This window comes from Streptomyces sp. NPDC005794 (genome assembly GCF_042871445.1).
Classification (GTDB): Bacteria; Actinomycetota; Actinomycetes; order Streptomycetales; family Streptomycetaceae; genus Streptomyces.
Map to the genome: position 1 here is coordinate 185,925 of NZ_JBIAIN010000002.1, position 26,610 is coordinate 212,534.

The following is a 26,610-nucleotide window of genomic DNA, read 5'->3' on the forward strand; positions in this document are numbered from 1 at the left end:
TGACCCCATGCTGCTCGCCCGGCTCGCCCACGTGTCCCTGGAGGTCGCCGCGACGTCGGCACGGACCGGGAAGATCGCCCTCCTGGCCGGCCTGTTCCGGGAGACCGGTCCGGAAGACGTCCCGGTCGTCATCCCCTACCTCGCCGGCCGCCTCCCGCAGGGGCGGCTCGGCATCGGGTGGCGCGCCCTGGCCGACCCGGTGGCACCCGCGGACGCGCCGACGCTGACGGTGTCCGGTGTCGACGCGGAGCTGACGGCGATCGGAGCGCTCTCCGGCCCCGGCTCGCAGGCCGCCCGCAAGGAGCGCCTCCAGCGGCTGCTCGGCGCGGCCACCGCCGACGAACAGCACTTCCTGCGCGCACTGCTCACCGGCGAGGTGCGGCAGGGGGCCCTGGACGCCGTCGCGGTCGATGCCCTGGCCGGCGCCACCGACGCGCAGCCCGCCGACGTACGGCGTGCCGTCATGCTCGCCGGATCGCTGCAGGCCGTCGCCCGGACACTGCTGGCCGACGGCCCCGGGGCGCTCGCGGACTTCCGCCTCACCGTCGGCCGGCCGGTCCTGCCGATGCTGGCGCACACCGCGGGCTCGGTCACCGAGGCCGTGGACAAGCTGGGGCCGTGCGCCGTCGAGGAGAAGCTCGACGGCATCCGCGTACAGGTGCACCGCGACGGCCCGCGGGTGCGGGCATTCACACGCACGCTCGACGACATCACCGACCGGCTGCCCGAACTGGTCGCGGCGGTGGCCGGCTTCCCGGGCGACCGGTTCGTCCTCGACGGCGAGGTGATCGCGCTCGGGGCCGACGGGAGGCCCCGGCCGTTCCAGGAGACCGCAGGACGGGTGGGGTCCCGGCGCGATGTCGTCACCGCGTCCGGTGCCGTTCCCGTGGTCCCCGTCTTCTTCGACGTGCTGTCCGTCGACGGACGTGACCTCCTCGACCTCCCCTACGCCGATCGCCACCGGGAGCTGGCCGAGCTGGTGCCCGAGCCGATGCGCGTACGGCGCGTCGTCGTCCAGGACCCCACGGACGAGTCGCAGCGCGAGGCAGCGGTGGCGTTCTCCGAGGCCACGCTTGCCCGCGGGCACGAGGGCGTCGTGGTCAAGGGAGGTACGGCGGCGTACAGCGCGGGCCGCCGGGGTGCCTCCTGGCTGAAGGTGAAGCCCGTGCACACCCTGGACCTCGTGGTGCTGGCCGCCGAATGGGGCCACGGCAGACGCACCGGGAAGCTCTCCAACCTGCATCTGGGGGCACGCAGGGAGGACGGCACGTTCGCGATGCTGGGCAAGACCTTCAAGGGGCTCACCGACGCCACCCTCACCTGGCAGACCGAACGCCTGCGGGAGCTGGCCACCGGAGACGACGGACACGTGGTGACGGTACGCCCGGAACTCGTCGTGGAGATCGCCTACGACGGACTCCAGAGCTCCACCCGCTACCCGGCCGGTGTCACGCTGCGGTTCGCCCGTGTCCTGCGCTACCGCGAGGACAAGCGGGCCCAGGAGGCGGACACTGTCGAGACGGTGCTCTCCCGCCGGACATGACTCCGGCCCCCGCCCGTGTGGCGGGGGCCGGGAAAGCCGGATCAGCCTCGGGTTCCCGTCCCGGCGGTGTGTGCGCGGATCTCGTCCGGTGTGAGATAGGCGTCGGTGTACTCGAAGTCGCGGAGGGTGGCCGCCTTGCGGGCCTGGAAGCCCGTGCGCACGAAGTCGTCACCGGCGATCGCGTTGAGCAGCCAGTTGGTCATGACCCTGGTCTTGGCGACGTTCGTCCGAAGCGCCGCCCAGTGGTAGCCGCGTGCCGCTGCCTGGGCCGGCATGCCCCGCAGCTCGATGCCCAGCGGCTTGGACACCGCGTCCCGCCCACCGAGGTCCACCACCAGGCCGAGGTCCTTGTGGACGTACGGCTGCAGCGGGCGGCCGCGCAGGGACGCGATGATGTTGTCGGCGAGCTTGCGGCCCTGGCGCATGGCGTGCTGGGCGGTGGGCGGGCAGATCGCTCCGTCGCCCTTGGCCAGGTCCGGCACCGCCGCCGCGTCACCCAGCGCGAACACACCGTCGGCGCCGGGCAGCTTCATCTCCGGCGTCACGGCGAGCCGGCCGCGCACCGTCTCGGCGTCGAGGGTGGCGATGAGCGGACTCGCCGCGACCCCGGCGGTCCAGATCAGGGTGCGGCAGGGCAGCACCCGGCCGTCCGTGAAGGTCACCTTGTCCGGCCCCGCCTCGGCCACGGAGACACCGAGCGAGACCTCGATGCCGCGCTTGCGCAGGATCTCGAGGGCGCTGAGACCGAGCTTGTCGCCGAGCTCCGGCATGAGCTTGGGCGCGATGTCGATCAAGTGCCACTTGATCAGCTTGGGGTCCAGCCGGGGGTAGTGCTTGACGGCGTTGCTGGTGAGCAACTGCAGACACGCGGCGGTCTCCGTACCGGCGTACCCGCCGCCCACCACCACGAACTGCAGCCGGGACGCCCGCTCCTCCTCGTCGTGACTGGCATCGGCCAGATCGAGCTGGGAGATGACGTGGTCCCGGATGTAGGCGGCCTCGGCCAGGGTCTTCATGCCCCGGGCGTTGTCGACCAGCCCGGGGATGTCGAAGGTCCTGGTGACACTGCCGGCGGCCATCACGATGTAGTCGTACGGCTCGTTCACGATCTCGTCCGTGATCTTGCGGACCACACAGACCTTCGCCTTCGTATCCACCCCGATGGCTCCGCCCGGCACGATCCGGGTGCGGTGACGCCGGCTCCGGCGCAGGGAGACGGCGACCGACTGGGGGGTGAGCACCCCGGACGCCACCTGAGGGAGCAACGGCAGATAGAGCTGGTACGAGAACGGGGTGACGAGCGCGATGTCCGCCTCGCCGGGCGCGAGGCTGCGCTCCAGCCGGCGCACGCACTCGACCCCGGCAAAGCCGGCGCCGACAACGAGAATCCTGGGTCGTGCCACGGTGTGCGTCCCTTCTCGGGCTTACGCGGTCATCGCTCGCCTGCCCCGTATCCGGGGCCAGTCACTTCTCATCCTCACCTCGGCGGGAGGACTTCGCCTCCTGTGCGGCGCATGCCGCCACCGGGCGGCGGAGCGTTCCGGGGGTGTCCGCCAGAAGCGTTGACACCCATTGTGTTACCGGTAACATCTCGTGGTCGGCAGTCGGACTTCACGCAACAACCAGGCACGGCCTTCCTTTTTCGGAGTCAGCGTGAGCGAGCAAGTGGAACAACGAGCCCCCCAGGGACCGACGGCCTCCGCCGAGGCGACGGCCTCCGCCGGGACTCCGGTCTTCAGCGGCGCCGCCGTGGTGGCCTCCTGCGTGGGATTCGTGCTCATCGGCGCCCTGCAGGCGTTGTACGGACCCGCCATCCCTGCGTTCCGGGAGGAGTTCGGACTCTCTCCGTCGGCCGCCGGTCTCGGGCTGTCCGCCCACTTCATCGGCGGGGTCGCCGGAGTGCTCCTCTTCGACCGGCTCATCGGGCGTATCAGCAACCGGCAGATCCTCGGCAGCTCCTACCTCCTCATGGCGGTCGGCGCGGCCGGCTTCGCGCTCGCCCCCAACTGGCCGGCAGGTCTGGCCATGGCGCTGCTCGCGGGTCTCGGCTTCGGCGGCATCGACTACGGCCTCAACCAGCTCTTCGCGATCGGCTTCGGCCGCCGCTCCACCGCCATGCTCAACATCCTCAACGCCCACTTCGGTATCGGGGCCATCCTCGGCCCGGCCCTGATCGGCGCGGTCGGCGCCGAGCACTACCCGGCCGTCTTCCTCGCCTTCGCCGTTGCCAACCTGCCGCTGTTGCTCTGCCTGCGCGGCGTGCGCGACACACCCCCGCCGTCCGACGTCGGCGCCCCGGCCGAGGCGGCGACCCGTTCAGCGGTACGCAACCGCAGCCTGCTGACCGTCCTCGCCGTCTTCGTCGCGCTCTACGTCCTGCATGTCGCCATCGAGGCAGGCGTCGGCGGCTGGGAACCCACGCACCTGGAGACCGTCGGCTACAGCGCGGGAACCGCCGCCACCGCCACCTCCGTCTACTGGCTGATGATGACCGTCGGCCGCTTCCTGGTCGCGCCGATCGCGCTGCGCTTCTCACCCCAGGCCATCATCACCGTCTCCTGCGCGGGCATGACGGTCTGTCTGCTCCTCGCCGCCGTGCCCGGCCTCGCCCCGTACGCGTACGCCGGTGTCGGCCTCTTCATCGCCCCGATCTTCCCGACCGGGCTGCCCTGGCTCTTCCGGGCGGCCCCGAGCGCCCGGCGGGCCGGTGCCGTGGTCATCGCCGCGTCCATGGTCGGCGGGGTCGCCGCCGGGCCCGCGCTCGGCAGGGCCATCGAAGGGGCCGGCGTCCGCGCGGTCCCGCTGCTGCTCTGCGGCGTCTCGGCGCTGTGCCTGGTCGCCACACTCTGGCTGATGCGTGCCACCCGGCCGACGGAGAACCGCGTGCCGGCTGAGGGATGACGGCAAGGAGGCGGGGCGGTCACCCGCCCCGCCTGCTGCCTATTCTTGGGCGGAGCCGGCCCCGCCCCGGGGCACGTGACCGCCGGAACGCCGAAGGATCCCGCCCATGACCGAAGGCAGCGCCGACGGCACCCCCCGGCGCACCCGCAGCCGCCGCAGCTTCGCGGGCTTCCGCCCGGTCATGGGCGATGTCGCCCGACGCGCGGGCGTGTCCAAGCAGACCGTCTCCCGGGTACTCAACGACCACCCCTCCGTCCGCCCGGAAACCCGCGAACGCGTCCTCGCCGCCATGCGCGAACTCGGCTACCGCCCCAGCCAGAGCGCCCGTTCGCTGGCCAGCGGCCGGACCCGGATGCTCGGAGTGATCTCCTTCGACGCCGCGCAGTACGGTCCCGCCGCCGCCCTCGCCGCGATCAACTCCGCCGCCCGGGAAGTCGGCCACCTGGTGAGTTCGATCGCGCTGGCCACAGCCGACCCGGCTACCGTCGTGCACGCCGTCGACCGGCTCTCGGCCGAGGGCGCGGACGGCGTGATCGCCATCGCACCCCAGGCGGGGCTGGGCAGGAGCATGGCGGAGGCCGGCATCGAAACCCCTCTGGTCATGCTGGAGAACGACCTCGGCGACGGCACCCCGTTCGTCACCGCCGATGCCATGACCGGTGCGCGGCTGGCCACCGGACATCTCCTCGGGCTCGGCCACCCGACGGTCCGGCACATCGCGGGCCCCCTGGGCTGGACCGTCGCCGAACAGCGCGCGGCCGGCTGGGGCGCCGCCCTCCGTGCGGCGGGCGCCGAGGTGCCCGAGCCGCTGTACGGGGACTGGAGCGCCGAATCCGGATACGTACTGGGACGCCGCCTCGCAGCCCGGCCGGAGGTCTCGGCGGTGTTCGCCGCCAACGACCAGATGGCACTGGGCGCACTCCGGGCCTTCCACGAGGCCGGCCGCCGCGTACCGCAGGACGTCAGTGTCGTCGGATACGACGACATCCCGGAGGCCGCCTACCTGCTGCCCCCGTTGACCACCGTCCGTACCGACTACGCCGAGATCGGCCGACGCTGCGTACAACTGCTGCTGCCGCGGCTCGACGGCGTACGCCAACCTCAGCAGCACCCCTCGGTCGTCCCCATCGACCTGGTCATCCGCAGCAGTACCGGACCCGCGCCCGCCTGAACCCGCTCAGCCGTGCCAGGAGCGCCACAGCGCCGCGTACGCGCCGTCCGCGGCCACCAGCTCGTCGTGGCTGCCCAGTTCACTGATCCGGCCGTCCTCGACCACGGCGATCACATCCGCGTCGTGCGCGGTGTGCAGCCGGTGCGCGATCGCGATCACCGTACGGCCGTCCAGCACCCGGGCCAGCGAACGCTCCAGATGACGCGCCGCCCGCGGGTCGAGCAGCGACGTCGCCTCGTCCAGCACCAGCGTGTGCGGGTCCGCCAGGACGAGCCGGGCCAGCGCGATCTGCTGCGCCTGAGCCGGAGTCAGGGCCATGCCACCTGAGCCGACCTCCGCGTCCAGCCCTTCCTCGAGGGCCTTCGCCCAGCCGTCCGCGTCCACCGCGGCGAGCGAGGCCCACAGCTCCGCGTCCTCGGCGTCCGTACGGGCGAGCAGGAGGTTGTCCCGGAGCGAGCCCACGAACACGTGGTGCTCCTGGTTGACGAGAGCGACATGGGTCCGAACCCGCTCCGCCGTCATCCGGGACAGCTCGGCACCGCCCAGCGAAACCGAACCCGCGCGGGGCCCGTAGATCCCCGCCAGCAGCCTCCCCAGCGTGGACTTGCCCGCACCGGACGGTCCGACCAGCGCCAGCCGCGTACCGGGGGCCACGTCCAGCGACACCTCGTGCAGGACGTCGACGCCCGCGCGGTAGCCGAAGTGCACCTCCTCGGCCCTCACCTCCCGGCCGTCGGGACCGACGAGGTCGTCACCCGCGTCGGGCTCGATCTCCCGTACGCCGACGAGCCTGGCCAGCGACACCTGGGCGACCTGCAACTCGTCGTACCAGCGCAGGACCAGGCCGATCGGGTCCACCATCATCTGCGCCAGGAGCGCCCCCGTCGTCAGCTGCCCGACGGTGATCCAGTCCTCCATCACGAACCAGCCGCCGAGCAGCAGCACCGCGCCGAGAATCGTCACGTACGTGGTGTTGATGACCGGGAAGAGCACCGAACGCAGGAACAGGGTGTACCGCTCCCAGGCCGTCCACTCCGCGACCCGCCGGTCCGACAGCGCGATCCTGCGGGCCCCCAGCCGGTGGGACTCCACGGTCCGTCCGGCGTCCACGGTCTCGGCGAGCACGGCGGCGACCGCCGCGTAACCGGCCGCCTCCGAGCGGTAGGCGGAGGGCGCCCGCCGGAAGTACCAGCGGCAGCCGACGATCAGCACCGGAAGCGCGATCAGCACGGCGAGTGCCAGGGGTGGGGCGGTGACGGTCAGCGCGCCGAGGAGCAGCCCGGCCCAGACCACGCCGATCGCCAGCTGGGGCACGGCCTCACGCATCGCGTTGGCCAGCCGGTCGATGTCCGTCGTGATCCTGGACAGGAGGTCCCCGGTACCGGCCCGCTCCAGGACACCGGGCGGCAGTTTGACCGACCGTACGAGGAAGTCCTCGCGCAGATCGGCGAGCATCTCCTCACCGAGCATCGCCCCGCGCAGCCGCATCGTCCGCGTGAACACGGTCTGCACGATCAGCGCCAGCGCGAACACCGCGGCGGTGCGCTCCAGATGGAGGTCGGTGACCCCGTCGGAGAGGTCCTCGACCAGCCCGCCCAGCAGGTACGGGCCGGTGATCGACGCGATCACCGCCACGGCGTTGACCGTGATCAGGACCACGAACGGCTTGCGGTGGCGCCGCAGCAGGGCGCGCACATAGTTCCGTACGGTCGTCGGTGTACCGACCGGCAGGGTCGTCGCCGACTGCGGTGCTGCCGGGTCGTACTCCGGTGGTGCCAGGCCGATCATGCGCTCTCCTCGATTTCCTCGACCAGGGCCGGCCGGAGGCCGTCGATCGCGTCCGGTGTCGCGGTCCCGTCATCGGTCTCACGGGTCACGACGGCCCGGTACCGGGGTTCGTCCCGCAGCAGTTCGCGGTGCGTTCCCGCCGCCACGAGCGTGCCCTCGTGGAGGAGCACGACGCGGTCGGCGAGATCGAGCAGCAGCGGGGACGAGGCGAACGCCACCGTCGTACGGCCTCGGCGCAGTCGCTCGATACCGGCGGCCACCCTCGCCTCCGTGTGCGAGTCGACGGCGGACGTCGGCTCGTCGAGCACGAGCGCCTCCGGGTCGGTGACCAGCGAACGGGCCAGGGCCAACCGTTGCCGCTGACCACCGGACAGCGACCTGCCGCGCTCGGTGATCCGGGTGTTCATCGGGTCGCCGTCCGCGTCGACGGACGCCTGGGCGAGCGCGTCCAGCACGTCACCGCACCGGGCGGCGCCGAGCGCGTCCTCGGCCGTCACGGAACCCGAGGACGGGACGTCCAGCAGCTCCCGCAGGGTTCCGGACAGCAGCACCGGGTCCTTGTCCTGCACCAGCACGGCGGCCCGGGCGGAGTCGAGCGGCAGCTCGTCCAGCGGCACACCGCCGAGCAGCACCGAGGGGACCGGTCCGGCCGAGTCGTCCGGCTCGGCGTGGCCGCCGAGGCGTTCCGCCAGCCGCCCCGCCTCGTCGGGATCACCGCAGACCACAGCGGTGAACAGGCCCTGAGGCGCCATCAGCCCGGTCACCGGGTCGTACAGATCACCCCGTGGCGACGCGGCGTCCGACGTCGGGGGACGGGTGCTGCGGCGCAGGGACAGCACCCGGACCGCGCGCTGCGCCGACGGCCGCGAGAAGGAGTACGCCATCGCGATCTCCTCCACGTTGCGCAGCGGAAAGAGCATCAGGGCCGCCGCGCTGTACACGGTGACCAGCTGGCCGACGTCGATCCGCCCGTCCCGGGCCAGCGTCGCGCCGTACCAGACCAGCGAGATCAGCAGGACTCCCGGCAGGAACACCTGGATCGCCGAGATGAGCGCCCACATCCGCGCACTGCGCACAGCGGCCTTGCGGACCTCCTGGGACGCACGCCGGTAGCGCTCGAGGAACAGCTCCTCGCCGCCGATGCCGCGCAGCACCCGCAGCCCGGCGACCGTGTCGGAGGCCAGCTCCGTGGCCCGGCCCGCCTTCTCGCGCTGCAGATCCGCCCGGCGGGTGGCCCGGGGGAGCAGGGGCAGTACGGCCAACGCCAGGACCGGGGTGGCGATCGCGACCAGCACACCGAGCGAGGGCAGATAGAGGACCAGCCCGACGCAGATCAGCACGAGGGCGGTCGCGGCGGCCAGGAAGCGCGACAGCGCCTCGACGAACCATCCGATCTTCTCGACGTCGCCTGTGGACACCGCCACCACTTCACCCGCCGCCACCCTCCGGGTCAGCGCCGAGCCCAGCTCGGCCGTCCTGCGCGCCAGCAGCTGCTGCACCCGGGCCGCGGCGGTGATCCAGTTGGTGACCGCCGTCCGGTGGAGCATGGTGTCGCCCACGGCGATGAGGACGCCGAGGACGACGAGGAGGACCCCGGCCACCGCGAGACCCCGGCCGGAGCGGTCGATCACGGCCTGGACCGCCAGGCCGACGGCGAGCGGGAGGCCCGCGATCGCGCAGTGGTGGAGCAGCCCCCAGGAAAGAGATGTGAGCTGGCCGGTGAGCTGACTTCTCCCGAGCCAGAACAGGAAACGGGGGCCTGACCGGACATCGGGATCGCCGGGATCCGAGTACGGAAGATCGCGAATCTGCATGACGTCCCAAGGATCGGAAGCGGAGATCCGTGACGGACCTCGTGGAACAGTGGGGGACCAAACCGTGCAAGGTTCGCTTCCTGACCCTGTCCGGGGCAACCGATTATTTCGGCGTGAGGGACCGGGGGTCCGGTGCCGGGGCTCGATCCGCCCTACTCGGCGGGATGTTCACACAAGCCGGGTAGTAGACGGCACTCGCTCCCGCCCGGGAGGTGGGTGGCAGAGCGCGGCGGGCGGCCCCGGGGATCTCGCAGCCATTCCGGCACCAGATCCGGGTCCACGGCCCTGCGCGCGAGCCGGGTCACGGCCGCGAGCAGTCGGTCGCCGGCATGGCGGGTGACCGCGTCGGCCACACCGAGGGCGACCCGAGCCGATGCCTCGACGACCTTGAAGTGCCCGCATGACGGTGGTCCCGGGCCGGATCCGGGCCCGGGCGCCGTCGTCCAGCACCTCGATCCCCGTCCAGTGGCGGCGTACGTCGACGAGGATGTCCTCACCCTGCGCCTGGCCGTTGAGGCTGGTGCCTGCGGCCCGGAAGACGACGCCGCGGCCGTTGCCGTGCGCGTAGGAGAGGATCGCCGAGACGTCGTCGAGGTCCTCGGGGACCAGCACGACCTGCGGCAGGAAGCGGTACGGGCCTGGCGTCGGAGGCGTACCGCACCAGGTCGGAGACCTTCCAGCACCTTCTCCGGACCGAGCAGGGCGGTCAGGCCGGCCCGCAGCTCCGCCGGGGTCCCGGACGCCTTCCAGCCCGGCACCCGGTCGGGGGACGGTGCGCGCGCCTTCCGGGGGCGCAGGGCTTCCGGCTTCGGCTCCAGCAGCGGCATGTCAGGATCCCCTCGACGCTGCGGTGCGGTGGCCGCACCGCATGCCTCAGCAGCGGCGGCGCTCCGGCATCCCGTCGACCAGAGCGGTGAGCAGCCCGCCGAGCACCTCGCGCTGATCGGCGGTCAACGGAGCCAGGATCTCCTCCGCGGCGGCCTTCCGCGCGGCGCGCATCGAACGGAGCACCCCGCGGCCCTCCTCGGTGATCTCGACACGGACCACCCGGCGGTTGGTCGGATCCGGGGCACGCCGCACCCGGCCGCTCGCCTCCAGGCCGTCGACCAGTGTGGTCACCGCCCGTGGGACGACGTCCAGGCGTTCGGCGAGATCGGCCATCCGGGGCGGGCCGTCGTAGTGCGCGGTCGTGCGCAGCAGGCGGAACTGCGCCGGGGTGATACCGATCGGCTCCAGCTGCCGGCTCTGGATGCGCTGGAGACGGCGCGTGAGCCGCAGCAACTGCTCGGCGAGCATGCCGTCGGAATCGGGGGAGTCCATGGGGGAGTCCATGAGGGAACAATATCAGGACCTGGTTCATTGTGAATAGAGGTAACAATGAGCTAGGCTCTCAAAGGTCCGCTCTCCCGTCAGCTCTTCCCGGCCCCCGAGGTCGGCTGCCGGAAGCCCGGCCCCCACCCGTCGCACGCTCTCGAGGAGCCCATGAAACCCGACGAGCCCACCTGGACGCCTCCTGCCGCAGACGCCGGGCAGCCGCCCGCCGAGCTGCGCCGCATCTTCCGGCTCTTCCGCCCCTACCGCGGCCGACTCGCCGTGGTCGGGCTGCTGGTCGGTGCCTCCTCGCTGGTGTCGGTCGCCTCCCCGTTCCTGCTCCGCGAGATCCTGGACACCGCGATCCCCCAGGGGCGCACGGGGCTGCTCACGCTGCTCGCGCTCGGCATGATCCTCACCGCGGTGATGAACAGCGTCTTCGGCGTCCTGCAGACCCTGATCTCCACGACGGTCGGCCAGCGCGTCATGCACGACCTGCGCACCGCCGTCTACACCCAGCTGCAGCGGATGCCGCTCGCCTTCTTCACCCGGACCCGCACGGGCGAGGTCCAGTCCCGCATCGCCAACGACATCGGCGGCATGCAGGCGACGGTCACCTCCACCGCCACCTCCCTGGTCTCCAACCTCACCTCCGTCATCGCCACCGTGGTGGCCATGCTCGCGCTGGACTGGCGGCTCACCGTCGTCTCGCTGCTCCTGCTGCCCGTCTTCGTCTGGATCAGCCGGCGGGTCGGCCGGGAGCGCAAGAAGATCACCACCCAGCGCCAGAAGCAGATGGCCACGATGGCGGCCACGGTCACCGAATCGCTCTCGGTCAGCGGCATCCTGCTCGGCCGCACCATGGGCCGCTCGGACTCCCTCACCAAGGCCTTCTCCGAGGAGTCGGAGCTCCTGGTCGACCTCGAAGTGCGCTCCAACATGGCAGGGCGCTGGAGGATGTCGACGATCGGCATCGTGATGGCCGCCATGCCCGCGGTCATCTACTGGGCGGCGGGGCTCACCCTCCAGTCGGGTGCCACGGCCGTGTCCATCGGCACCCTGGTCGCCTTCGTCTCGCTCCAGCAGGGCCTGTTCCGGCCCGCCGTGAGCCTGCTCTCCACCGGTGTGCAGATGCAGACGTCCCTCGCCCTGTTCGCGCGCATCTTCGAGTACCTCGATCTCGACGTGGACATCACCGAGCCCGAGAAGCCCGTCCGGCTGGAGAAGATCCGCGGCGAGATCGCCTTCGAGGACGTCACCTTCAGCTACGACGCGAAGAGCGGCCCGACCCTGAGCGGCATCGACGTGACCGTCCCCGCGGGGAACAGCCTCGCCGTCGTCGGCCCCACCGGATCCGGCAAGTCCACGCTCAGCTACCTGGTGCCGAGGCTGTACGACGTCACGGCGGGCCGGGTCACGATCGACGGCGTCGACGTGCGCGACCTGGACTTCGACACCCTCGCCCGGGCAGTCGGCGTGGTCTCCCAGGAGACCTACCTCTTCCACGCCTCGGTCGCGGAGAACCTCCGCTTCGCCAAACCGGACGCCACCGACGAGGAGATCGAGGCCGCCGCCCGCGCCGCGCAGATCCACGACCACATCGCCGGGCTGCCCGACGGCTACGACACCCTCGTCGGCGAACGCGGGTACCGGTTCTCGGGTGGTGAGAAGCAGCGGCTGGCGATCGCCCGCACGATCCTCCGGGACCCGCCCGTGCTGATCCTCGACGAGGCGACCAGCGCCCTCGACACCCGTACGGAACACGCAGTGCAGCAGGCCATCGACGCCTTGTCGAAGGGCCGTACCACGCTCACCATCGCGCACCGGCTCTCCACCGTCCGGGACGCGGACCAGATCGTGGTCCTGGACGACGGCCGTACGGCCGAGCGCGGCACGCACGAGGATCTGCTCGCCCAGGACGGACGCTATGCCGCCCTGATCCGCCGGGACAGCCGGCCGGCCCCGGCTGCCACGTGAGGCACCGGGCCGGCTGCTGACGTACCGGCTGCCGACGTAGTGCTTGCTGCTCTGCCCGGCCGCGGACCCGCCCGCAAGTGCGGCATGATCGCCACCCATGAGAGCACTGCTCGGGGTGGAACTCCCCGGATACCGGCCCCTGGACAACAACGGCGGCGCCCAGGGCGACGCCTGGATGAACGACCACGGCGATGTGCTGTCCGTGCACTACTTCGCCCTCCCGCCCGACCTTCCGGCCGGCCTGGACGACGGTCCCGCTCTGCGGACCGCCCTCACCCACTGGACGGCACAGGCGGGCGGCGGACTCATCGAAGCATCGGTGAAACGGCTGGCTGAACTGCCCGCACTGCGGCAGATACTCAAGGTTCCGCTGCCCCAGCAGCCCAGCGGGCAGGTGTTCATCGGCAGCTTCACGGTGCCCCGCCAGGAGTGCAGCACGGTGGTGAAGATCCAGGCGCCCGAGCGTGGGATGACAGGGATGCGGGAAGCCGTCGTGATGGCCGAGATCGGCCCCGACGCCTACTTCCGCCCACACCCCTACGCCCCCGACGTGCAGGGCGGCCTTCCCTTCCATATGGCGGACCATGCCCGGTGGGACGCACAGTTCCCGGACCACCCCCTCACCCGGGTACGCCGTACGCTCGACGCGCTCACCGAGGCGGTCACGGTGGATCCGGCTTTCGCGGCTCTCCCGCCGTTCACCGGACCTGCCGTCAGGGATTCCCGGGCCTGAGGGGCGGGGTGGTACACGGCAGCGCCGCCGCTCCCGTGGGACGGGGAGCGGCGGCGCTGTTGTGCCGGGGACGATCAGACGAGCCAACCCACGAAGTGGACGACGTCGGCAACCAGGTTGGTCAGGAAGTTCATTCGGTGATTCTCCTTGTGCGTGGTGCATCTGTGGGACATGCGCGGTAGCGGTCTGCAGCCCGCCGTGTGCGTGAGGTAATCATCAGCTGTCGCACGGTAGTTGAGGAACCGAAGCCGGAACGACCACGCGTTCGGGCGAACATCCGATCCCGTGTTCGTGTGTTCTGGTGTCGAGGGTGCCACCGGTGCCGCGTCAGGCAGGCACGCTGTCCAGCAGCCGAGTGACCGAACGGACCGCCGCCCGGCCCGCCCGGTTGGCGCCGATGGTGCTCGCGGACGGGCCGTAGCCGACGAGATGGACGCGCGCGTCCCGCACCGCCCGGGTGTCTTCCACACGGATGCCGCCGCCCGGCTCGCGGAGTTTCAGCGGTGCCAGATGATCGACGGCGGCCCGGAAGCCGGTCGCCCAGAGGATCACATCGGCCTCGACCGTACGGCCGTCGGCCCACGCCACCCCGTCCGGCGTGATCCGCTCGAACATGGGGAGCCGGTCGAGGATTCCCTGCTCACGGGCGCGGCGGACTGCGTCGTTGAGCGGCAGCCCGGTCACGCTGACCACACTCTGCGGCGGGAGCCCGCCGCGTACGAGCTCCTCCACCATGGCCACTGCGGCCCGCCCCTCGTCCTCGCCGAACGGCCCCTCCCGGAACACCGGGGGGCGCCGCGTCACCCAGTACGTCTCCGCCGCGACCTCGGCGATCTCCATTAGATGCTGGGTGCCCGACGCGCCGCCGCCGACCACGACCACCCGCAGGCCGGTGAACCCCTCCGGCCCCGGATAGGTCGCGGTGTGCAACTGCTGCCCGCGGAAGGTCTCCTGGCCCGGATAGTGCGGCCAGAACGGGCGGTCCCAGGTTCCGGTGGCGTTGATCAGCGCGCGCGTGGCGTACGTACCCTCGGAGGTTTCGACGAGCAGTCGGCCGTCTGCGCCCGCGCGGACCGCGCTCACCTCGACCGGCCGGCGCACCCGCAGACCGAAGCGGAGCTCGTATGCTTCGAAATACGCGGCTATCACCTCGGAGGAGGGCCTGCTGTCATCGGCACCCGTCAGCTCCATGCCGGGCAGGGAGTGCATGCCGTGCACCTTGCCGTAAGTGAGCGAGGGCCAGCGGAACTGCCAGGCGCCGCCGGGCCGGGGAGCATGATCCAGTACGACGAAATCCCGGCCGGGGCCGAGGCCGGCGCGACGCAGATGATAGGCGGCGGACAGCCCTGCCTGCCCGGCGCCGATGACGACCACGTCCAGCTCACGCGTCCCGAAGTTGTTCACGTTTCTACCAACCCTGCCCATGCCCCGGATCTTCCCGCTGGGCGTGCCCGCCCCGGCGACGAGAGAATGGGGCCATGTCAGACACCTTCGCCACACACCTGCTGAGCGTCACCACGGGACGGACCGAAACGGTCGTGGACCTGACGGAGGACTGTGCGCAGTTCCTGGCCCGCACCGCTCACGGCAGAGACGGCCTGCTCAACGTCTTCGTACCCCATGCCACGGCCGGCGTCGCCGTCCTGGAGACCGGCGCCGGCAGCGACGACGACCTGCTCGCCGCCCTGCGGACCCTGCTCCCCGCCGACGACCGCTGGCGCCATCGCCACGGGAGCCCCGGCCACGGCCGCGACCACGTACTCCCGGCACTGGTGCCGCCGCACGCCACCTTGCCGGTGATCGGGGGGCGGCTGGAGCTGGGGACGTGGCAGTCCGTCTGCCTGGTCGACACCAACGTCGACAATGCGGACCGTCAGGTGCGGTTGAGTTTCCTCAGCTAGTCCGTCGCTCAGGTTGGGACTGTAGAGGGGATGTCCGGCCGCACCAAGTGAGGGGGCGCGCGGTCGCCACATGACTGTGTGGCGCCTGATGCAGGCACAACGCCCGCTGGCCGCGAACCGCCAGCCTCGCGTCGACCCGTTGGGATGCAGGCGTACTGGGACCGGCAGTCCTGTTGGAGCACTGGGGAGATGCGTCGATTACCGGCACCGGGGACCACGTGACGCAGCTCGGTCCCCGGAGCCGGAGTACCGAGGAGCTCAGCGGCGTATCTCCGTGGCTGCTCGCCCAACCGTCTCTGCGAGTGTTGAGCCGGGCCGTGCCCACACCGTGACTGGCTGGCCGCTTTTGCTCGTTACTCCCGGGAAGGGCGCCGTGGCAGCATTCGACAGGTGTTCGACAAGGAGGATGACATAACAGAGCCACCTGCCCAGCGTTCAAGGATCGCCGACTTGGCCGACTGGCCGACGGCCGAGGCGCCGTCCGTACCGCGACGCCGGATGATGGTCTGGCGGCCGCGCAGCACGAGTTCGCTTGAAGGTGTACCAGGGCGCGCGCAGCGCCTGGTTGACCGCGACGTCCCACGCGTCTGGCTTGTCCGAGGGCTGGGTGACCCAGAAGAGGTAGTCACCGTTCCCGGTGACCCCCATGGCGAAGAGTTGCTCCGGGGGGTGGGGCAGTGGCCAGGGCTGTCGGGCGTTGTTCCTGACTTCTTCGATCTGCTGTCGAAGCCGGGCGGGCATAGGCCCGGTGAGATCTGCCGCTTCGCGGGGGGCGCGCGGATAGTACAGAGAGAGGAAATTGCAGAACTCCCCAGGACCATATGTGGCCATGAGTTGCTTGTAGTCCTCGGGAAGCCGGGTCCCGAGCTCGGTCTCGACTTGGCTCCAGTCGGGGGTTGAGGGAGGTGAGGCAGGGGGCGGGCAGACATTGGTCAGGGCGGTCAGGGTGGTCATGGTGACTCCGGGGGAGTGTCAGGGGCGAGGTTCGTCGTGAGCTGGGTTGGAGCGGATGTCTTCCTGGCGGAACCGGAGCTTCTGGTCCCTTCCGGTGGCCGAAGGCCTCGAGATGAATCGTCTTCGGCGGTGAGTCCGGGGCATCGTTCACGTATTCCAGGTAGACGTTGCATGTGACGCTGCCTGCCACCGTGTCGAAGACGACGACGTCAACTCCCGCCCCTGGAACCGGTGGGCCGTGCCGACCTCCGCGAGTGGGCGCCCCGCGCCTTCGACGTCGCGCAGCGCCTCCAGGGTGGCCTCGGCCTGGACGCGTACCGCGTGACGATGCCGGCCTCTTCGCTCTGTTCGCGGTGGAGTTCCACCAGTGCCCGCGCGATGAGCGACCCGGCGGGCCACCATCCTTTGCGGCTGCCGGCCAGGTGGGCGCGAGCCAGCTCGTTCAGACCATCGGTGTGATGAGGACGATCTCGGGGTCGTTGTCCGGCCTCTCTCGCAGCACCTGGAGGCCGCCTGTGAGGCCACTCCCGTACATGCGGTCGTTGCCCAGGCGCATGACGGCCGGGCCGAAACGGTGCTGTGCGGTGCGCGTGACGCACGACGGGTGCGCCTCGGCGTTACGGCGCGGTTCAACAGGCTCTGGTTCGCGCCGGTGCACACGGAGTCGTACGTGTGCGTACACGCGCCGCCCGGGGAACCCCGCACGCCCTACCGGTGCGCGTGGGCAATAGAAATGATGAGCACACCGCACATGAACCACGTGATCCGCAGTTCCCCGTCCCCCGGCCGGGCGGACTCGCGGCGGAAGGAGTTCACGGTGTTGCTTCTCATCTCCCCTGACGGCGTCGAGGAAGCGCTCGCCTGCGCCAAGGCGGCGGAGCACCTCGACATCGTCGACGTCAAGAAGCCCGATGAGGGCTCTCTCGGCGCCAACTTCCCTTGGGTCATCCGGGAGATCCGCGACGCGGTACCGGCGGACAAACCGGTGTCCGCCACGGTGGGCGACGTCCCGTACAAGCCCGGCACCGTGGCGCAGGCCGCGCTCGGGGCGGCCGTTTCCGGCGCCACGTACATCAAGGTGGGCCTGTACGGATGCACGACTCCCGAGCAGGGTGTCGAGGTCATGCGGGCGGTTGTCCGGGCGGTGAAGGACCACCGCCCGGACGCGCTGGTCGTCGCCTCGGGCTACGCCGACGCCCATCGCGTCGGTTGCGTGAATCCGCTTGCCCTGCCCGACATCGCAGCCCGCGCCGGTGCCGACGCGGCCATGCTGGACACCGCGATCAAGGACGGGACGCGGTTGTTCGACCACGTTCCGCCGGACGTCTGCGCCGAGTTCGTCCGCCGCGCCCACGCGTCCGGTCTGCTCGCCGCCCTCGCGGGCAGCGTCAAGCAGGCCGACCTCGGTCCGCTGACCCGTATCGGCACGGACATCGTGGGCGTGCGGGGAGCGGTCTGCTCGGGCGGTGACCGGAATGCCGGAAGGATCCAGCCACACCTGGTCGCTGCCTTCCGGGCGGAGATGGACCGGCAGGCCCGGGAGCACGCCGCCGACGTCCCGGCCCTGAACTGACCGCCGGGATGCCGAGACCGGAAGCCGGTAGCGCCCCCGGACACCGCGCCCCAGGCCTCCCTGTCCTCGACCCGGCCTCCGGGGAGACCTTCGACGAAACTCCCGACCAGCAGCCGCACGAGCTGGACGACGCGATCGACCGGGCCCGGCGCGCCTGGACCGGATGGCGCGCCGACCCGGCCGCTCGCACTGCCCGGCTGACCGCCGCCGCCGACGCCGTGGATGCTGCCGGAGACGACCTCGCTCCGTTGCTCACCAGGGAACAGGGCAAGCCCCTGGCCGAGTCGTACGCCGAGGTCGCCCGTACGGCAACCCGGCTGCGATACTTCGCCGCTCTGGTTCCCCGCACCCGCCGGATCGACGACGGCCGACCCGTACACAGCGAGATCCGCTGGCAGTCTCTCGGGCCCGTTGCCGCGATCGTGCCGTGGAACTTCCCCCTCCAGCTCGCGTCGGCGAAGTTCGCTCCCGCACTGGCCGCCGGTAACACCGTGGTCCTCAAACCGTCCCCGCACACCCCCCTTGCCACCCGACTGCTCGGTGCCGTCCTCGCCACAGCCCTGCCCGAGGACGTCCTGACCGTCATCACCGGCCGGGAACCCCTCGGTGCCCACCTCGCCGCCCACCCGGGTATCCGCCACGTCACCTTCACCGGCTCGGTGCCGACCGGGCGGGCCGTCGCCGCAGCTGCGGCGGCCTCCCTCGCCCGTGTCACCCTGGAACTGGGCGGCAACGACGCGGCCGTCCTCCTGGACGACGTCGACGTGGACCGGGTTGCGGACCAGCTGTTCTGGGCCGCCTTCCGCAACTGCGGGCAGGTCTGCATGGCGGTCAAACGCGTCTACGCACCGGCCCGGCTCCACGCCGAGGTCGTCGAGGCCCTCGCACACCGCGCGAAGACCGTCGTCGTCGGATCCGGCCTGGACTCGGAGACCCGGCTCGGGCCGGTCAACAACGCCCCCCAGCTGGCCCGCGTCGAGCGGGTCACGCAACGGGCCATGGCGGCCGGCGCCCGGGCGGCGGCCGGTGGTCACCGGCTCGACGGACCGGGCTACTTCTTCGCTCCCACGATCCTCACGGACGTCCCTCCCGACGACCCGGTGGTGACCAAGGAACAGTTCGGGCCGGTCCTGCCGGTGCTGCCGTACCGAAACCTCGACGAAGCCGTCGAAGCGGCCAACGACACCGGCTTCGGGCTGGGCGGTTCGGTGTGGGGCACCGACCTCGACCGGGCGGCGGCGACAGCCGAGCGGCTCGAATGCGGCACGGCCTGGATCAATCACCACGCCGAACTCTCCCTTGCCCAGCCCTTCGCAGGCGTCAAGGACAGCGGGGTCGGTGTCGCGGGCGGGCCGTGGGGCCTCTACGGCAACCTGCGTCCGTTCGTCGTGCACCGGCCGAGGGAGGAAGGGCGATGAGGTACCGAGCCGCCGTGCTGCGCTCTTACGAGACCCCGTTCGCGGTCGAGGAGGTCGTCCTGAGCACCGGCCCGGCCGCCGGTGAGATCCTCGTCGAGATCGCGGGATGCGGAATGTGCCGGACCGATCTCGCGGTCCGGCGATCAGCCGGCCGCACCCCGCTGCCGGCGGTCCTCGGCCACGAGGGGAGCGGAGTCGTGGTGGCGTCCGGCGATGGCCCGGACAGCGCGATCAGCGTCGGTGACCACGTCGTACTGAGCTTCGATTCGTGCGGAGACTGCCGGAACTGCCGCAGCGCTGCCCCTGCCTACTGCGACTCCTTCGCCTCACTCAACCTCTTCGGGGGACGCGAGGAGGACGCGTCACGGCTCACCGACGCCGTCGGGGGAGCGCTGGCCCCCCGTTGGTTCGGCCAGTCCTCCTTCGCCGAATACGCACTCGTCCCGGCGCGCAACGCCGTCAGGGTCGACGCCGCCCTGCCGCTCGAACTGCTCGGTCCGCTCGGCTGCGGCACCCTCACCGGTGCCGGAGCCGTGCTGAACACCTTCCGTGCCGGCCCCGGTGACACCCTCGTCGTACTCGGCGCGGGAGCGGTGGGCCTGGCCTCAGTCATGGCGGCCACCGCCGCCGGCGTACGGACCGTGGCCGTCGACCGGCATCCGGGGCGCCTGGACCTGGCCGAACGGTTCGGCGCGGTCCCGCTGCCCGCCGTGACGGCCGGACTGGCCGAGCGCATCCGTCGGCACACCGACGGCGGCGCGCAGTACGCCCTGGACACCACGGCCTCCGCCCCGCTGATCAACGACGCGCTCCGCGCGCTGCGCCCCACCGGCACCCTCGGTCTCGTGGCACGCCTCCACACCGCACTGCCGCTCGAACCGGGCACGCTCGACGGGGGCCGCAGCATCCGGCACATCTGCGAGGGGGACGCCGTACCCGAACTGCTGATACCCCGGCTGATCGGTCTGTGGCAGGCCGGCCGCTTCCCCTTCGACCAACTGATCCACACCTATCCCTTGGCCGACATCAACGAGGCCGAACGAGACTGTGACGCCGGACGCGTGATCAAGCCCGTCCTGCTGCCGGAAAGAAGAGACCGATGAGTGAAACCTCCACCACCGGAGACCCTCGCCATCCCACCAGCGACCCTTCCGTGTTCTTCGCTCCCGCCGAAGGGGACACGACCACCACGGCGACGCGGCGGACCGGCGCCGAAGGCGTGGACGCAGGCGTGGGACTGACCGCCCTGCTGGTCGCCGCCGCACGGGCGATCGAGACCCACCGCCACGACAGCCTGGCCCGGGACGTCTACGCGGAGCACTTCGTCCGTGCAGCCCCCGCCTGCGCGGACTGGCCGGTGAGCATCCAACAGGTCCCGGAAGGAGACGACAACCCGTTGTGGGGGAGGTTCGCCCGCTACTTCGGTCTGCGGACCAGAGTCCTCGACGACTTCCTCCACCGGTCGGTCGGTACGGGCGTACGCCAAGTGGTCCTGCTGGGGGCTGGGTTGGACACCCGCGCCTTCCGACTGGACCTGCCGTCCGACTGCGTCGTCTTCGAGATCGACAGGGCGGGCGTGCTGGCCTTCAAGGAACAGGTGCTTACGGACCTGTCGGCCGCCCCGAAGGCGAAGCGGATCCCGGTACCGGTCGACCTGCGCGCCGACTGGGTCACCGCCCTGACCTCTGTCGGCTTCGACCCGGCCGCTCCAAGCGTCTGGCTGGCCGAAGGACTGCTCTTCTACCTACCGGCCCCCGCCGAGACGTACCTCATCGACACGGTGGACCGGCTCACCACCGGGGGCAGCGCCCTGGCCTTCGAGGCCAAGCTGGAGAAGGACCTGCTCGCGTACCGCGACAGCCCGATCTACACGGCGACGCGAGAGCAGATCGGCATCGATCTGCTCGACCTCTTCGACAGGGGGCCGCGCCCCGACTCCGCGGGTGCCCTGGCGGCCAAGGGCTGGTCCACCTCGGTGCACACGCCCTTCGACTTCACCCGTCAGAGGGGACGTGGTCCCCTCCCCGAGCCGAACGACGCGCTGGAGGGGAACCGGTGGGTCTTCGCGCACAAGACGCGATCCTGACGTCCGCTCACGAAGACGTCCGCACGGGCTCGGCACCGCCTTGACCTCACGGGGCCGATCTGAGGGCCCGACCGGCGGCGTCCCGGGACGGCCCGCGCCGCCACGGAACGCTCATGTCCGGGCCGTGTCAGACGGCCCGGACAGCCACCAGTTGGTCAGCCGGAATTCCACCCATGTCCGGCGCGTAGTAGTCCTCGATGCCCCTGGCCCACGTGGTCACGGTGATGCGGTCCTCGGCGTCCGGGCCGAAGGCGTCGAAAAGCGCATGGATGTTCGCCTCCGCGAAGCCGATCGCCCTCATCAGCGATACGAAGAGCGGGCGCTCGATCAGGCCGTCGCCGTCGGGGTCGCCGAGTACGGCGAGTGCCTCGGCGAACTCGGTGATCGTGGGACCGAAGCGCTCGGGGTCGAGCACGAACGGACGGAACTCGTCGACGGAGATCACACCATCGCCGTTGGCGTCCAGCTCCGTGGCCAGTGTGGTCCAGTAGCGGCGGAACGCGGCCCGAATGGCCTCCCTGGCGCCGTCGTCCGACGCGACCGCCACCTCCAGAACACGTCCCGTCATGAGGTCGAAGTCCTCGGAGTCGAGGACCCCGTTGCCGTTGGCGTCGAAGAGGGAGAAGACCAGCTCGGCCCTCTCGGTGGCCTCGTTTCGCATGTCCATCACTTCTCTCTTGTGGTCCTTCGATCCCGGACTCGGCTCAATGAGTGCTCCTATGTAACCGCGTGGGGGGAGGAACGTGACGGTGAGGAGACCTCAGCTACCAGAAGGAGTGAGTGCGCCGACAACCAGTTCGTACGGTCGGGGGCTTGCGGCGTGCAGGGCGCAGAATACGGGGACCACACCAGTTCGACAGGAGCTCGATGATCAGCTGTGATCTTCCGGCGGCACCGAGTGCCCGGTCAGCTCCAGCGCCTCGGTGGCACGGCGGTCGCGCTCGGCGGACGCCGCGCCCCATACCTCGAGGCCGTAGCCGCTACGACGGGACTCCTGATCGGGCAGTCGGCAGGACGCTGTGGTTCTGGCGCGCGGACCAGCCAGCCGTAGATCGTGATCTTCATGTCTGATTCGCGGCTTGTCGGCGGTAATGGCTGGCCTGGACTCGGGCCTGATGGCGGCGTCGCGAGGCTGACCAGCGGAGCCGGTGGGCCACGTCGTGCACGGGCCGGGCGACGAGCGTCGTGAACCGGCGCTGGATTTCGTTGCAGGTGAGCGGGAGCAGCCCGTGGAGGGTCGAGATGGCGGGCGTGTTCGTTGGCGCGCACGACGGCGAGGAAGGCGTGGGCAAGAAGCAGCGGTAGTAGACCAGTTCACCGGTGGTGCGGTTGCGGCGGGCCAGCGGTCAGTGACTGCCGGGCCCGGGCTCGGCCAGGTCGATGACGGCCCAGTCGTAGAAGCGGTGCCCCTTGGCGCCGGCCCGGCCGGCAGCTTCTGCGAGGCCCGCTTGGGCACCTTCGCGGCCAGGGCGTCCGCGCGGAACTTCCCCGCGCCGGTGGCGACTTCGGCTGAGCAGGCCACCGCGAACACGTGGCCGACCTTGCGCTTCTCCAGCGCGGTCCGCAGCTTCGGGTTGCCGCCGTAGACCTCGTCGCCCGCGACCCGGCCCACACGGTGCCCGGCGTCCAGGAACCGGCCCATCATGCGGGCGGTCAGCTCCGGCTTGGTCGCGAAGGCGGTGTCGTCGCCGAGCCCGGCTGCCTGGCAGCGGTCCGGGGCGCACGTCCACGAGCGCGGAACGTCCTGCCAGCGGACAGGATCGACGCTGTGCCCCGCGGCCACCGCATGATCTTCAGTCTTCACAGACAGCGGACGGCTGGTCGTCGACGCGGTCGGCGAGCGCGCGCAGTTCGTCGGCGTAAGTAGCCCAGACGTCGCCGATGAGGAAGTGTCCGATGCCTGGCAGGGTGCGCAGGCGGGCGCCGGGGACGGCAGCGGCGATGTCGCGTGCAGCCGACACGCGCAGCAGCGGATCCCGCTCTCCGTGCAGCACCAGGGTAGGTGCGGTGATCCTGGCGAGCGGGCCGCCGTGCCACTTCGCACCGATCTGACGGCTCTGTGCCTTCAGGTCGCGGAAGCTGACGACCTGGTGCGCGGCCTCTTTGTCCACGAACTCACGCACGTCGTACTCGTCGATGCGCTGGCCGGGTGCGGCCAGGATGCGGGCGACGGCCAGGGCCAGGGCCATGTTGCCCTGCGGGGTCTGGGGGTGATGCAACCTGGCGAAGCGGGCCAGGGGCGCCAAGCGCAGATAGCGCAGGACACTCAGTCCCTTCGCGTCGCTGGGGACAGCCGAGGAGGTGGTGAGAGTGTGCACGCGTTGTGGATGGCGGACCGCGATGCGCTGCGCCACGAGCCCGCCCATGGAATGGCCGAAGAGGTGGGCACGCTCCCAGCCGAGCGCGTCGAGGACGGTGACCGCGTCGTCGACCAGGTCCTCGGCGCTGTAGGCCGGGGGCGCGTGGCGCAGGAGGGCTGCGATCGGAGGGCCCACGCGCCGGTCGGGCAGGTGGGTGGACTGACCGGCGTCGCGGTGGTCGTAGGCCACGACGTGGAAGCCGTGGTGCACCAATTCGTTCACCAGTCCGTCCGGCCACCAGAACCGCGAGGTCCCCAGTCCCATCACCAGCAGCAGCGGGTCGCCGCCTGCCCCTCCGAGGTGTTCGAAGGCGATCTGGACTCCGTCGTTGTACGTGAAGCGCGGCATGGCGACTCCCTCAATAGTTCGCAAACGTCGTTCGCGAACACCGTACTCGGAAAGGTAGAGTGGCGACAACACAGGAGGTGGCAGTGACAGGACAGCGAGAACCGGTGATCTGGCTGCGTCCGGAGCAGGCACCTGTCGGACGCCCGGCCGAGCGCAGCCGCGCCGAAATCACCGCCGCCGCAGTGGAACTGGCCGACCGAGAGGGCCTGGACGCCCTGTCCATGCGCCGCCTCGCCGCGGCCCTGGGCACCGGTGCCGCCTCGCTCTACCGCTATGTGGCCACCCGCGACGACCTGCTCGACCTGATGATCGACAGCACTGCCGGCGAATACCGCCTACCCGCCCCAAGTGGCGACTGGCAGGCGGACCTTCTGGATATCGCCCACCAGGCCCGACAGATCATGCGGCGCCACCCCTGGCTGCCGATCCTGGTCGTCACGCGTCCCATCCTCGGCCCGCACGGGACCGACCTGCTCGAGCACCTACTCGACGTACTCGCCGACCATCCGGCCGAGGCCGCCCACAAACTCGAGGCATTCGCCGTACTGAACGCTCTGACCGCGCTCTTCGTCCAGAATGAACTGGCTGCCGCAGACCCCGACGCCCAACGCCAGTCCTCCTTCCTGAGCCACGTGGCCACCGCCGGCACCCACCCCCGTATCTCCGCCTTGCTCGCCGACACCCAGCCCGAACGCAACTCCCGCGACCGCTTCGCCACCGTACTCACCCGCGCTCTCACCGGAGTGCTGGGCTGACTCCGCCACAGCCCCAGCGCACACCCGGGCACCGGCCCCCGACCGCCCCGGCCTGTCTCGAAGCAGCGAGATCGGAAGAAACGGGACACCGCTCAACCTTGCCCAGGACATGGTGCCGCCTCCGCTTCTGCCCAGCCGTAGATCGTTTTGGCGAGTGAAGTGTTGCTTCGCGGCGTCGGTAGTGGCTGGTGCGGGCTCATGTTGGTGGCATCGGCGCCAGGTGGACCAGGCCTCGGGGCAGGCCAAGATGCGGGCAGGTGTCAGGACTCAGGCTGGTGAGCAGCCGTTGAACTTCGTTGCAGCCGCCCCGCATGAACTGCTGGGGCATCGCCGAACACGCCGGTGACACCGACCCGCATGGCATGCAGTACCTCCTCGGGCGCGCCAGCTGGGACACCGACGGAGTCCGGGATGACCTGTATGACTACGTCACCTGATCTCGCCGGACTTGTCGACCAGCTCGGTGGGCGTTCCTACGAGGTCGGTGACTATGGCGTAGAAGCGGCGGTCGATTTCCTCCTGACGGCTGTCCGGGGTGAGGAGGCACTCCGTCTGGGACGGCGGCACCAAGCCGCGATGGTCCCAGATGAAAAATCACCCCCGCTGCTCATCGGTGTCGTACAACCAACCTCCAGGCTGGCCAACGAGCGGCTTCGACTTCGCCGTCACCACTGCCCAGCAGGTTCCGGCGGTGCAGCATGAGCCGCAGGTGGCGTGCCGCGTCGGTGCCCTCTTCCACTCCTCGGTCGAGTAGTACGGCCTTGGGGGCGGTGCTGTCGAAACCGCGCACCAGAGCGTCCGCCGGATGCCCGTGTACGTTCTCGCCCAGCGTGACGGTGGCTCCCGGCCGGCGGGAGAGGACCTGGTACAGGCGTTTGAGTGGCACGTCTTCGCCGCCGTCACGCGAGTGCGCGCCGTCGCGCTCCGCAGCCTCCAGCAGCGCGGCGGCCACGCCTCCCCGCTTCCGCCAGCGCTCCTTGTCCCCCACCATGATGAGGTGACCGCGTGCTCGGGTGACGGCGACGTTCCAGAGGTTCAGTTGCTCGCCGACCCACTCGACGGCACCGGGGTGCATGCCTTCGCCAGCGACGAGGGAGAACACCATGACATCGCGTTCACCGCCCTGGAAGGTGTGCACCGTACCGACCCGCAGACGCTCCTCGTCGTACGGTCTCAACCGCTTCCGCAGCGCTTCTGCCTGAGCCGTGAAGGGCGTGACGACGCCGAGGGTGGTCTCGGGCGGCAGCTGCCCCAGCAGGTAGTTGACGCTGTCGTGCGCTTTTCGAATCTCGTCCTCGTTGACCCGGAGCCACCGAACCGGGGGCGGGCCGCCCGTCCGGGTACGTCTGTCCAGATGACGGCGGACGCGCCGGGGCTGGGCGGCCGCGGGTGTCGGTGAGGACGGTCAGTCCGCCGTCGTAGAAGAGGTCGTTGGAGATCGCGGCGATGTGTGGGTGGCAGCGAAAATGCTCGTCGAGAAGCAACGTGCCGCCCGCGGAGCGTTCGGCCGCGTGGAAGGCAGAGTGGGGTCGGTAGGCAAGGCGGTGTTTCTCCAGCCAATCAGACCGCAGCCCGTTCCCACGCCGGAGGAGAGCCTCGCGGTCCGGGCTGGTCTTCGTGAGGTGCGTGAGCTGCATGGGGTCGCCGATGACGAGGGCGCGCCGCGCTCGGAAGAGCAGCGGCAGGACGTGCGGGATCGCGCACTGGCTGGCCTCGTCGATGATGACGAGATCGAACAGGACCAGACCCAGAGGGAAACGCCGGGCGGAGCGGCTGGTGACGGCCCATCCGGCCACTGCGGGCGCATCTGTCTGAGCGGCCCAGGACCCTCCGCATCTGCGGCCAGTCGCTGCGACTGCCGTCCTGAGCGGCCAGCAGATCGAGAATGCGACGGCGTCCGGCCCAGGCGGCAGCTTGGGCCGTGGTGGCGAGGAGTGTGCGTGAAGCGCCTTGAACGCCGTTCTCGGCATCGCGCAA

General features: G+C 70.8%; 22 protein-coding genes and 3 pseudogenes. 12 read left to right on the forward strand and 13 right to left on the reverse strand.

The features are described from left to right. The first annotated feature begins 7 nt into the window (after positions 1-7). Entirely contained in the window at positions 8-1,543 is a 1,536-nt protein-coding gene (locus ACFYQ5_RS03495) for an ATP-dependent DNA ligase (RefSeq protein WP_389192475.1), read from the forward strand. Between the two features lie 41 nt (positions 1,544-1,584). On the opposite strand, the gene ACFYQ5_RS03500 is transcribed toward ACFYQ5_RS03495, so the two are convergent. Beyond that, a complete protein-coding gene (locus ACFYQ5_RS03500; protein WP_389192477.1) occupies positions 1,585-2,946 on the reverse strand; it encodes an NAD(P)/FAD-dependent oxidoreductase in 1,362 nt (453 codons plus the stop codon). Between the two features lie 346 nt (positions 2,947-3,292). Here ACFYQ5_RS03500 and ACFYQ5_RS03505 point away from each other — a divergent pair, with 346 nt between their 5' ends. Together ACFYQ5_RS03505 and ACFYQ5_RS03510 are read left to right on the forward strand one after the other, a co-directional pair. Further along, complete coding sequence (locus ACFYQ5_RS03505; RefSeq protein WP_389193089.1) at positions 3,293-4,444, forward strand: MFS transporter; 1,152 nt, start codon at positions 3,293-3,295, stop codon at positions 4,442-4,444. Between the two features lie 106 nt (positions 4,445-4,550). Next, the gene (locus ACFYQ5_RS03510; RefSeq protein WP_389192480.1) at positions 4,551-5,615 is read left to right on the forward strand and encodes a LacI family DNA-binding transcriptional regulator; all 1,065 of its coding nucleotides are present in this window, start codon (positions 4,551-4,553) and stop codon (positions 5,613-5,615) included. A gap of 6 nt (positions 5,616-5,621) precedes the next feature. Here the strand turns inward: ACFYQ5_RS03510 and ACFYQ5_RS03515 are convergent, their stop codons facing one another. The 4 genes and pseudogenes from ACFYQ5_RS03515 to ACFYQ5_RS03530 form a co-directional block, all read right to left on the reverse strand. Beyond that, positions 5,622-7,403 carry an ABC transporter ATP-binding protein gene (locus ACFYQ5_RS03515; RefSeq protein ID WP_389192483.1) on the reverse strand — a complete coding sequence of 594 codons (1,782 nt, stop codon included), beginning with the start codon at positions 7,401-7,403 and terminating at the stop codon, positions 5,622-5,624. After that, a complete protein-coding gene (locus ACFYQ5_RS03520; RefSeq protein ID WP_389192486.1) occupies positions 7,400-9,217 on the reverse strand; it encodes an ABC transporter transmembrane domain-containing protein in 1,818 nt (605 codons plus the stop codon). Before ACFYQ5_RS03520 ends, ACFYQ5_RS03515 begins: the two co-directional genes overlap by 4 nt. Positions 9,218-9,610: 393 nt before the next feature. Then, a pseudogene (locus tag ACFYQ5_RS03525) lies at positions 9,611-10,044 on the reverse strand (FAD-binding oxidoreductase); the annotation flags it as partial. A gap of 46 nt (positions 10,045-10,090) precedes the next feature. After that, the gene (locus ACFYQ5_RS03530) at positions 10,091-10,537 is read right to left on the reverse strand and encodes a MarR family winged helix-turn-helix transcriptional regulator (RefSeq protein WP_389193092.1); all 447 of its coding nucleotides are present in this window, start codon (positions 10,535-10,537) and stop codon (positions 10,091-10,093) included. 162 nt (positions 10,538-10,699) lie between these two features. Here ACFYQ5_RS03530 and ACFYQ5_RS03535 point away from each other — a divergent pair, with 162 nt between their 5' ends. After that, positions 10,700-12,505, forward strand: a complete 1,806-nt coding sequence (locus ACFYQ5_RS03535; protein ID WP_389192489.1) for an ABC transporter ATP-binding protein — start codon at positions 10,700-10,702, stop codon at positions 12,503-12,505. Between the two features lie 97 nt (positions 12,506-12,602). Beyond that, on the forward strand, positions 12,603-13,238 hold the full coding sequence (locus ACFYQ5_RS03540) for a hypothetical protein (RefSeq protein ID WP_389192492.1): 636 nt from the start codon (positions 12,603-12,605) through the stop codon (positions 13,236-13,238). A gap of 327 nt (positions 13,239-13,565) precedes the next feature. Here the strand turns inward: ACFYQ5_RS03540 and ACFYQ5_RS03545 are convergent, their stop codons facing one another. Beyond that, the gene (locus ACFYQ5_RS03545; protein ID WP_389192495.1) at positions 13,566-14,642 is read right to left on the reverse strand and encodes an FAD-dependent oxidoreductase; all 1,077 of its coding nucleotides are present in this window, start codon (positions 14,640-14,642) and stop codon (positions 13,566-13,568) included. A 74-nt stretch (positions 14,643-14,716) separates the two neighbouring features. Between ACFYQ5_RS03545 and ACFYQ5_RS03550 the strand changes: the two genes are divergently transcribed. Further along, positions 14,717-15,139 (forward strand): YjbQ family protein, encoded by a 423-nt coding sequence (locus ACFYQ5_RS03550; protein WP_389192497.1) that lies wholly within the window; start codon positions 14,717-14,719, stop codon positions 15,137-15,139. A 435-nt stretch (positions 15,140-15,574) separates the two neighbouring features. Here the strand turns inward: ACFYQ5_RS03550 and ACFYQ5_RS03555 are convergent, their stop codons facing one another. Continuing rightward, entirely contained in the window at positions 15,575-16,093 is a 519-nt protein-coding gene (locus ACFYQ5_RS03555) for an SMI1/KNR4 family protein (RefSeq protein WP_389192500.1), read from the reverse strand. 817 nt (positions 16,094-16,910) lie between these two features. On the opposite strand from ACFYQ5_RS03555, the gene ACFYQ5_RS03560 reads away from it, so the two are divergent. The 4 genes from ACFYQ5_RS03560 to ACFYQ5_RS03575 are packed head-to-tail and all read left to right on the forward strand — an operon-like array spanning position 16,911 to position 21,170. Beyond that, entirely contained in the window at positions 16,911-17,666 is a 756-nt protein-coding gene (locus ACFYQ5_RS03560; RefSeq protein ID WP_389193095.1) for a (5-formylfuran-3-yl)methyl phosphate synthase, read from the forward strand. An 8-nt stretch (positions 17,667-17,674) separates the two neighbouring features. Further along, entirely contained in the window at positions 17,675-19,084 is a 1,410-nt protein-coding gene (locus tag ACFYQ5_RS03565; protein WP_389192503.1) for an aldehyde dehydrogenase family protein, read from the forward strand. Next, positions 19,081-20,187 carry an NAD(P)-dependent alcohol dehydrogenase gene (locus ACFYQ5_RS03570; protein WP_389192506.1) on the forward strand — a complete coding sequence of 369 codons (1,107 nt, stop codon included), beginning with the start codon at positions 19,081-19,083 and terminating at the stop codon, positions 20,185-20,187. Before ACFYQ5_RS03565 ends, ACFYQ5_RS03570 begins: the two co-directional genes overlap by 4 nt. Further along, complete coding sequence (locus ACFYQ5_RS03575) at positions 20,184-21,170, forward strand: class I SAM-dependent methyltransferase (RefSeq protein ID WP_389192510.1); 987 nt, start codon at positions 20,184-20,186, stop codon at positions 21,168-21,170. The genes ACFYQ5_RS03570 and ACFYQ5_RS03575 overlap by 4 nt, the downstream gene beginning before the upstream one ends. 127 nt (positions 21,171-21,297) lie before the next feature. Here ACFYQ5_RS03575 and ACFYQ5_RS03580 read toward each other — a convergent pair whose 3' ends face one another. The 3 genes and pseudogenes from ACFYQ5_RS03580 to ACFYQ5_RS03590 all read right to left on the reverse strand — a co-directional run bounded on the left by ACFYQ5_RS03580 (position 21,298) and on the right by ACFYQ5_RS03590 (position 23,878). Then, positions 21,298-21,831: an EF-hand domain-containing protein gene (locus ACFYQ5_RS03580; RefSeq protein WP_389193098.1), complete on the reverse strand. Its 534-nt coding sequence runs from the start codon at positions 21,829-21,831 to the stop codon at positions 21,298-21,300. Between the two features lie 400 nt (positions 21,832-22,231). Next, positions 22,232-22,911: pseudogene (locus tag ACFYQ5_RS03585) on the reverse strand (transposase); the annotation flags it as partial. A 52-nt stretch (positions 22,912-22,963) separates the two neighbouring features. Then, the gene (locus ACFYQ5_RS03590; protein WP_389192513.1) at positions 22,964-23,878 is read right to left on the reverse strand and encodes an alpha/beta fold hydrolase; all 915 of its coding nucleotides are present in this window, start codon (positions 23,876-23,878) and stop codon (positions 22,964-22,966) included. A gap of 83 nt (positions 23,879-23,961) precedes the next feature. Here ACFYQ5_RS03590 and ACFYQ5_RS03595 point away from each other — a divergent pair, with 83 nt between their 5' ends. Beyond that, positions 23,962-24,633 carry a TetR/AcrR family transcriptional regulator C-terminal domain-containing protein gene (locus tag ACFYQ5_RS03595; RefSeq protein ID WP_389192516.1) on the forward strand — a complete coding sequence of 224 codons (672 nt, stop codon included), beginning with the start codon at positions 23,962-23,964 and terminating at the stop codon, positions 24,631-24,633. A 311-nt stretch (positions 24,634-24,944) separates the two neighbouring features. Further along, positions 24,945-25,070 carry a hypothetical protein gene (locus ACFYQ5_RS03600; RefSeq protein ID WP_389192519.1) on the forward strand — a complete coding sequence of 42 codons (126 nt, stop codon included), beginning with the start codon at positions 24,945-24,947 and terminating at the stop codon, positions 25,068-25,070. Here the strand turns inward: ACFYQ5_RS03600 and ACFYQ5_RS03605 are convergent. The 3 genes and pseudogenes from ACFYQ5_RS03605 to ACFYQ5_RS03615 all read right to left on the reverse strand — a co-directional run. Then, entirely contained in the window at positions 25,063-25,203 is a 141-nt protein-coding gene (locus ACFYQ5_RS03605) for a hypothetical protein (RefSeq protein ID WP_389192522.1), read from the reverse strand. The two genes, ACFYQ5_RS03600 and ACFYQ5_RS03605, sit on opposite strands and share 8 nt — an antisense overlap. 37 nt (positions 25,204-25,240) lie before the next feature. After that, positions 25,241-25,987, reverse strand: a complete 747-nt coding sequence (locus ACFYQ5_RS03610) for an AAA domain-containing protein (protein ID WP_389193101.1) — start codon at positions 25,985-25,987, stop codon at positions 25,241-25,243. Between the two features lie 325 nt (positions 25,988-26,312). Then, positions 26,313-26,603: pseudogene (locus ACFYQ5_RS03615) on the reverse strand (hypothetical protein); the annotation flags it as partial. Between the last annotated feature and the right edge of the window lie 7 nt (positions 26,604-26,610).

Excerpts from the sequence above, each read along its gene's own strand:
- ACFYQ5_RS03510 (WP_389192480.1), top strand. The coding sequence starts at position 4,551 with ATGACCGAAGGCAGCGCCGACGGCACCCCCCGGCGCACCCGCAGCCGC.
- ACFYQ5_RS03540 (WP_389192492.1), top strand. The coding sequence starts at position 12,603 with ATGAGAGCACTGCTCGGGGTGGAACTCCCCGGATACCGGCCCCTGGAC.
- ACFYQ5_RS03565 (WP_389192503.1), top strand. The coding sequence starts at position 17,675 with ATGCCGAGACCGGAAGCCGGTAGCGCCCCCGGACACCGCGCCCCAGGC.
- ACFYQ5_RS03555 (WP_389192500.1), bottom strand. The coding sequence starts at position 16,093 with ATGACCACCCTGACCGCCCTGACCAATGTCTGCCCGCCCCCTGCCTCA.
- ACFYQ5_RS03580 (WP_389193098.1), bottom strand. The coding sequence starts at position 21,831 with ATGCGAAACGAGGCCACCGAGAGGGCCGAGCTGGTCTTCTCCCTCTTC.
- ACFYQ5_RS03535 (WP_389192489.1), top strand. The coding sequence starts at position 10,700 with ATGAAACCCGACGAGCCCACCTGGACGCCTCCTGCCGCAGACGCCGGG.
- ACFYQ5_RS03550 (WP_389192497.1), top strand. The coding sequence starts at position 14,717 with ATGTCAGACACCTTCGCCACACACCTGCTGAGCGTCACCACGGGACGG.
- ACFYQ5_RS03515 (WP_389192483.1), bottom strand. The coding sequence starts at position 7,403 with ATGATCGGCCTGGCACCACCGGAGTACGACCCGGCAGCACCGCAGTCG.
- ACFYQ5_RS03600 (WP_389192519.1), top strand. The coding sequence starts at position 24,945 with ATGAACTGCTGGGGCATCGCCGAACACGCCGGTGACACCGACCCGCAT.
- ACFYQ5_RS03575 (WP_389192510.1), top strand. The coding sequence starts at position 20,184 with ATGAGTGAAACCTCCACCACCGGAGACCCTCGCCATCCCACCAGCGAC.
- ACFYQ5_RS03520 (WP_389192486.1), bottom strand. The coding sequence starts at position 9,217 with ATGCAGATTCGCGATCTTCCGTACTCGGATCCCGGCGATCCCGATGTC.
- ACFYQ5_RS03495 (WP_389192475.1), top strand. The coding sequence starts at position 8 with ATGCTGCTCGCCCGGCTCGCCCACGTGTCCCTGGAGGTCGCCGCGACG.
- ACFYQ5_RS03590 (WP_389192513.1), bottom strand. The coding sequence starts at position 23,878 with ATGCCGCGCTTCACGTACAACGACGGAGTCCAGATCGCCTTCGAACAC.
- ACFYQ5_RS03530 (WP_389193092.1), bottom strand. The coding sequence starts at position 10,537 with ATGGACTCCCCCGATTCCGACGGCATGCTCGCCGAGCAGTTGCTGCGG.
- ACFYQ5_RS03570 (WP_389192506.1), top strand. The coding sequence starts at position 19,081 with ATGAGGTACCGAGCCGCCGTGCTGCGCTCTTACGAGACCCCGTTCGCG.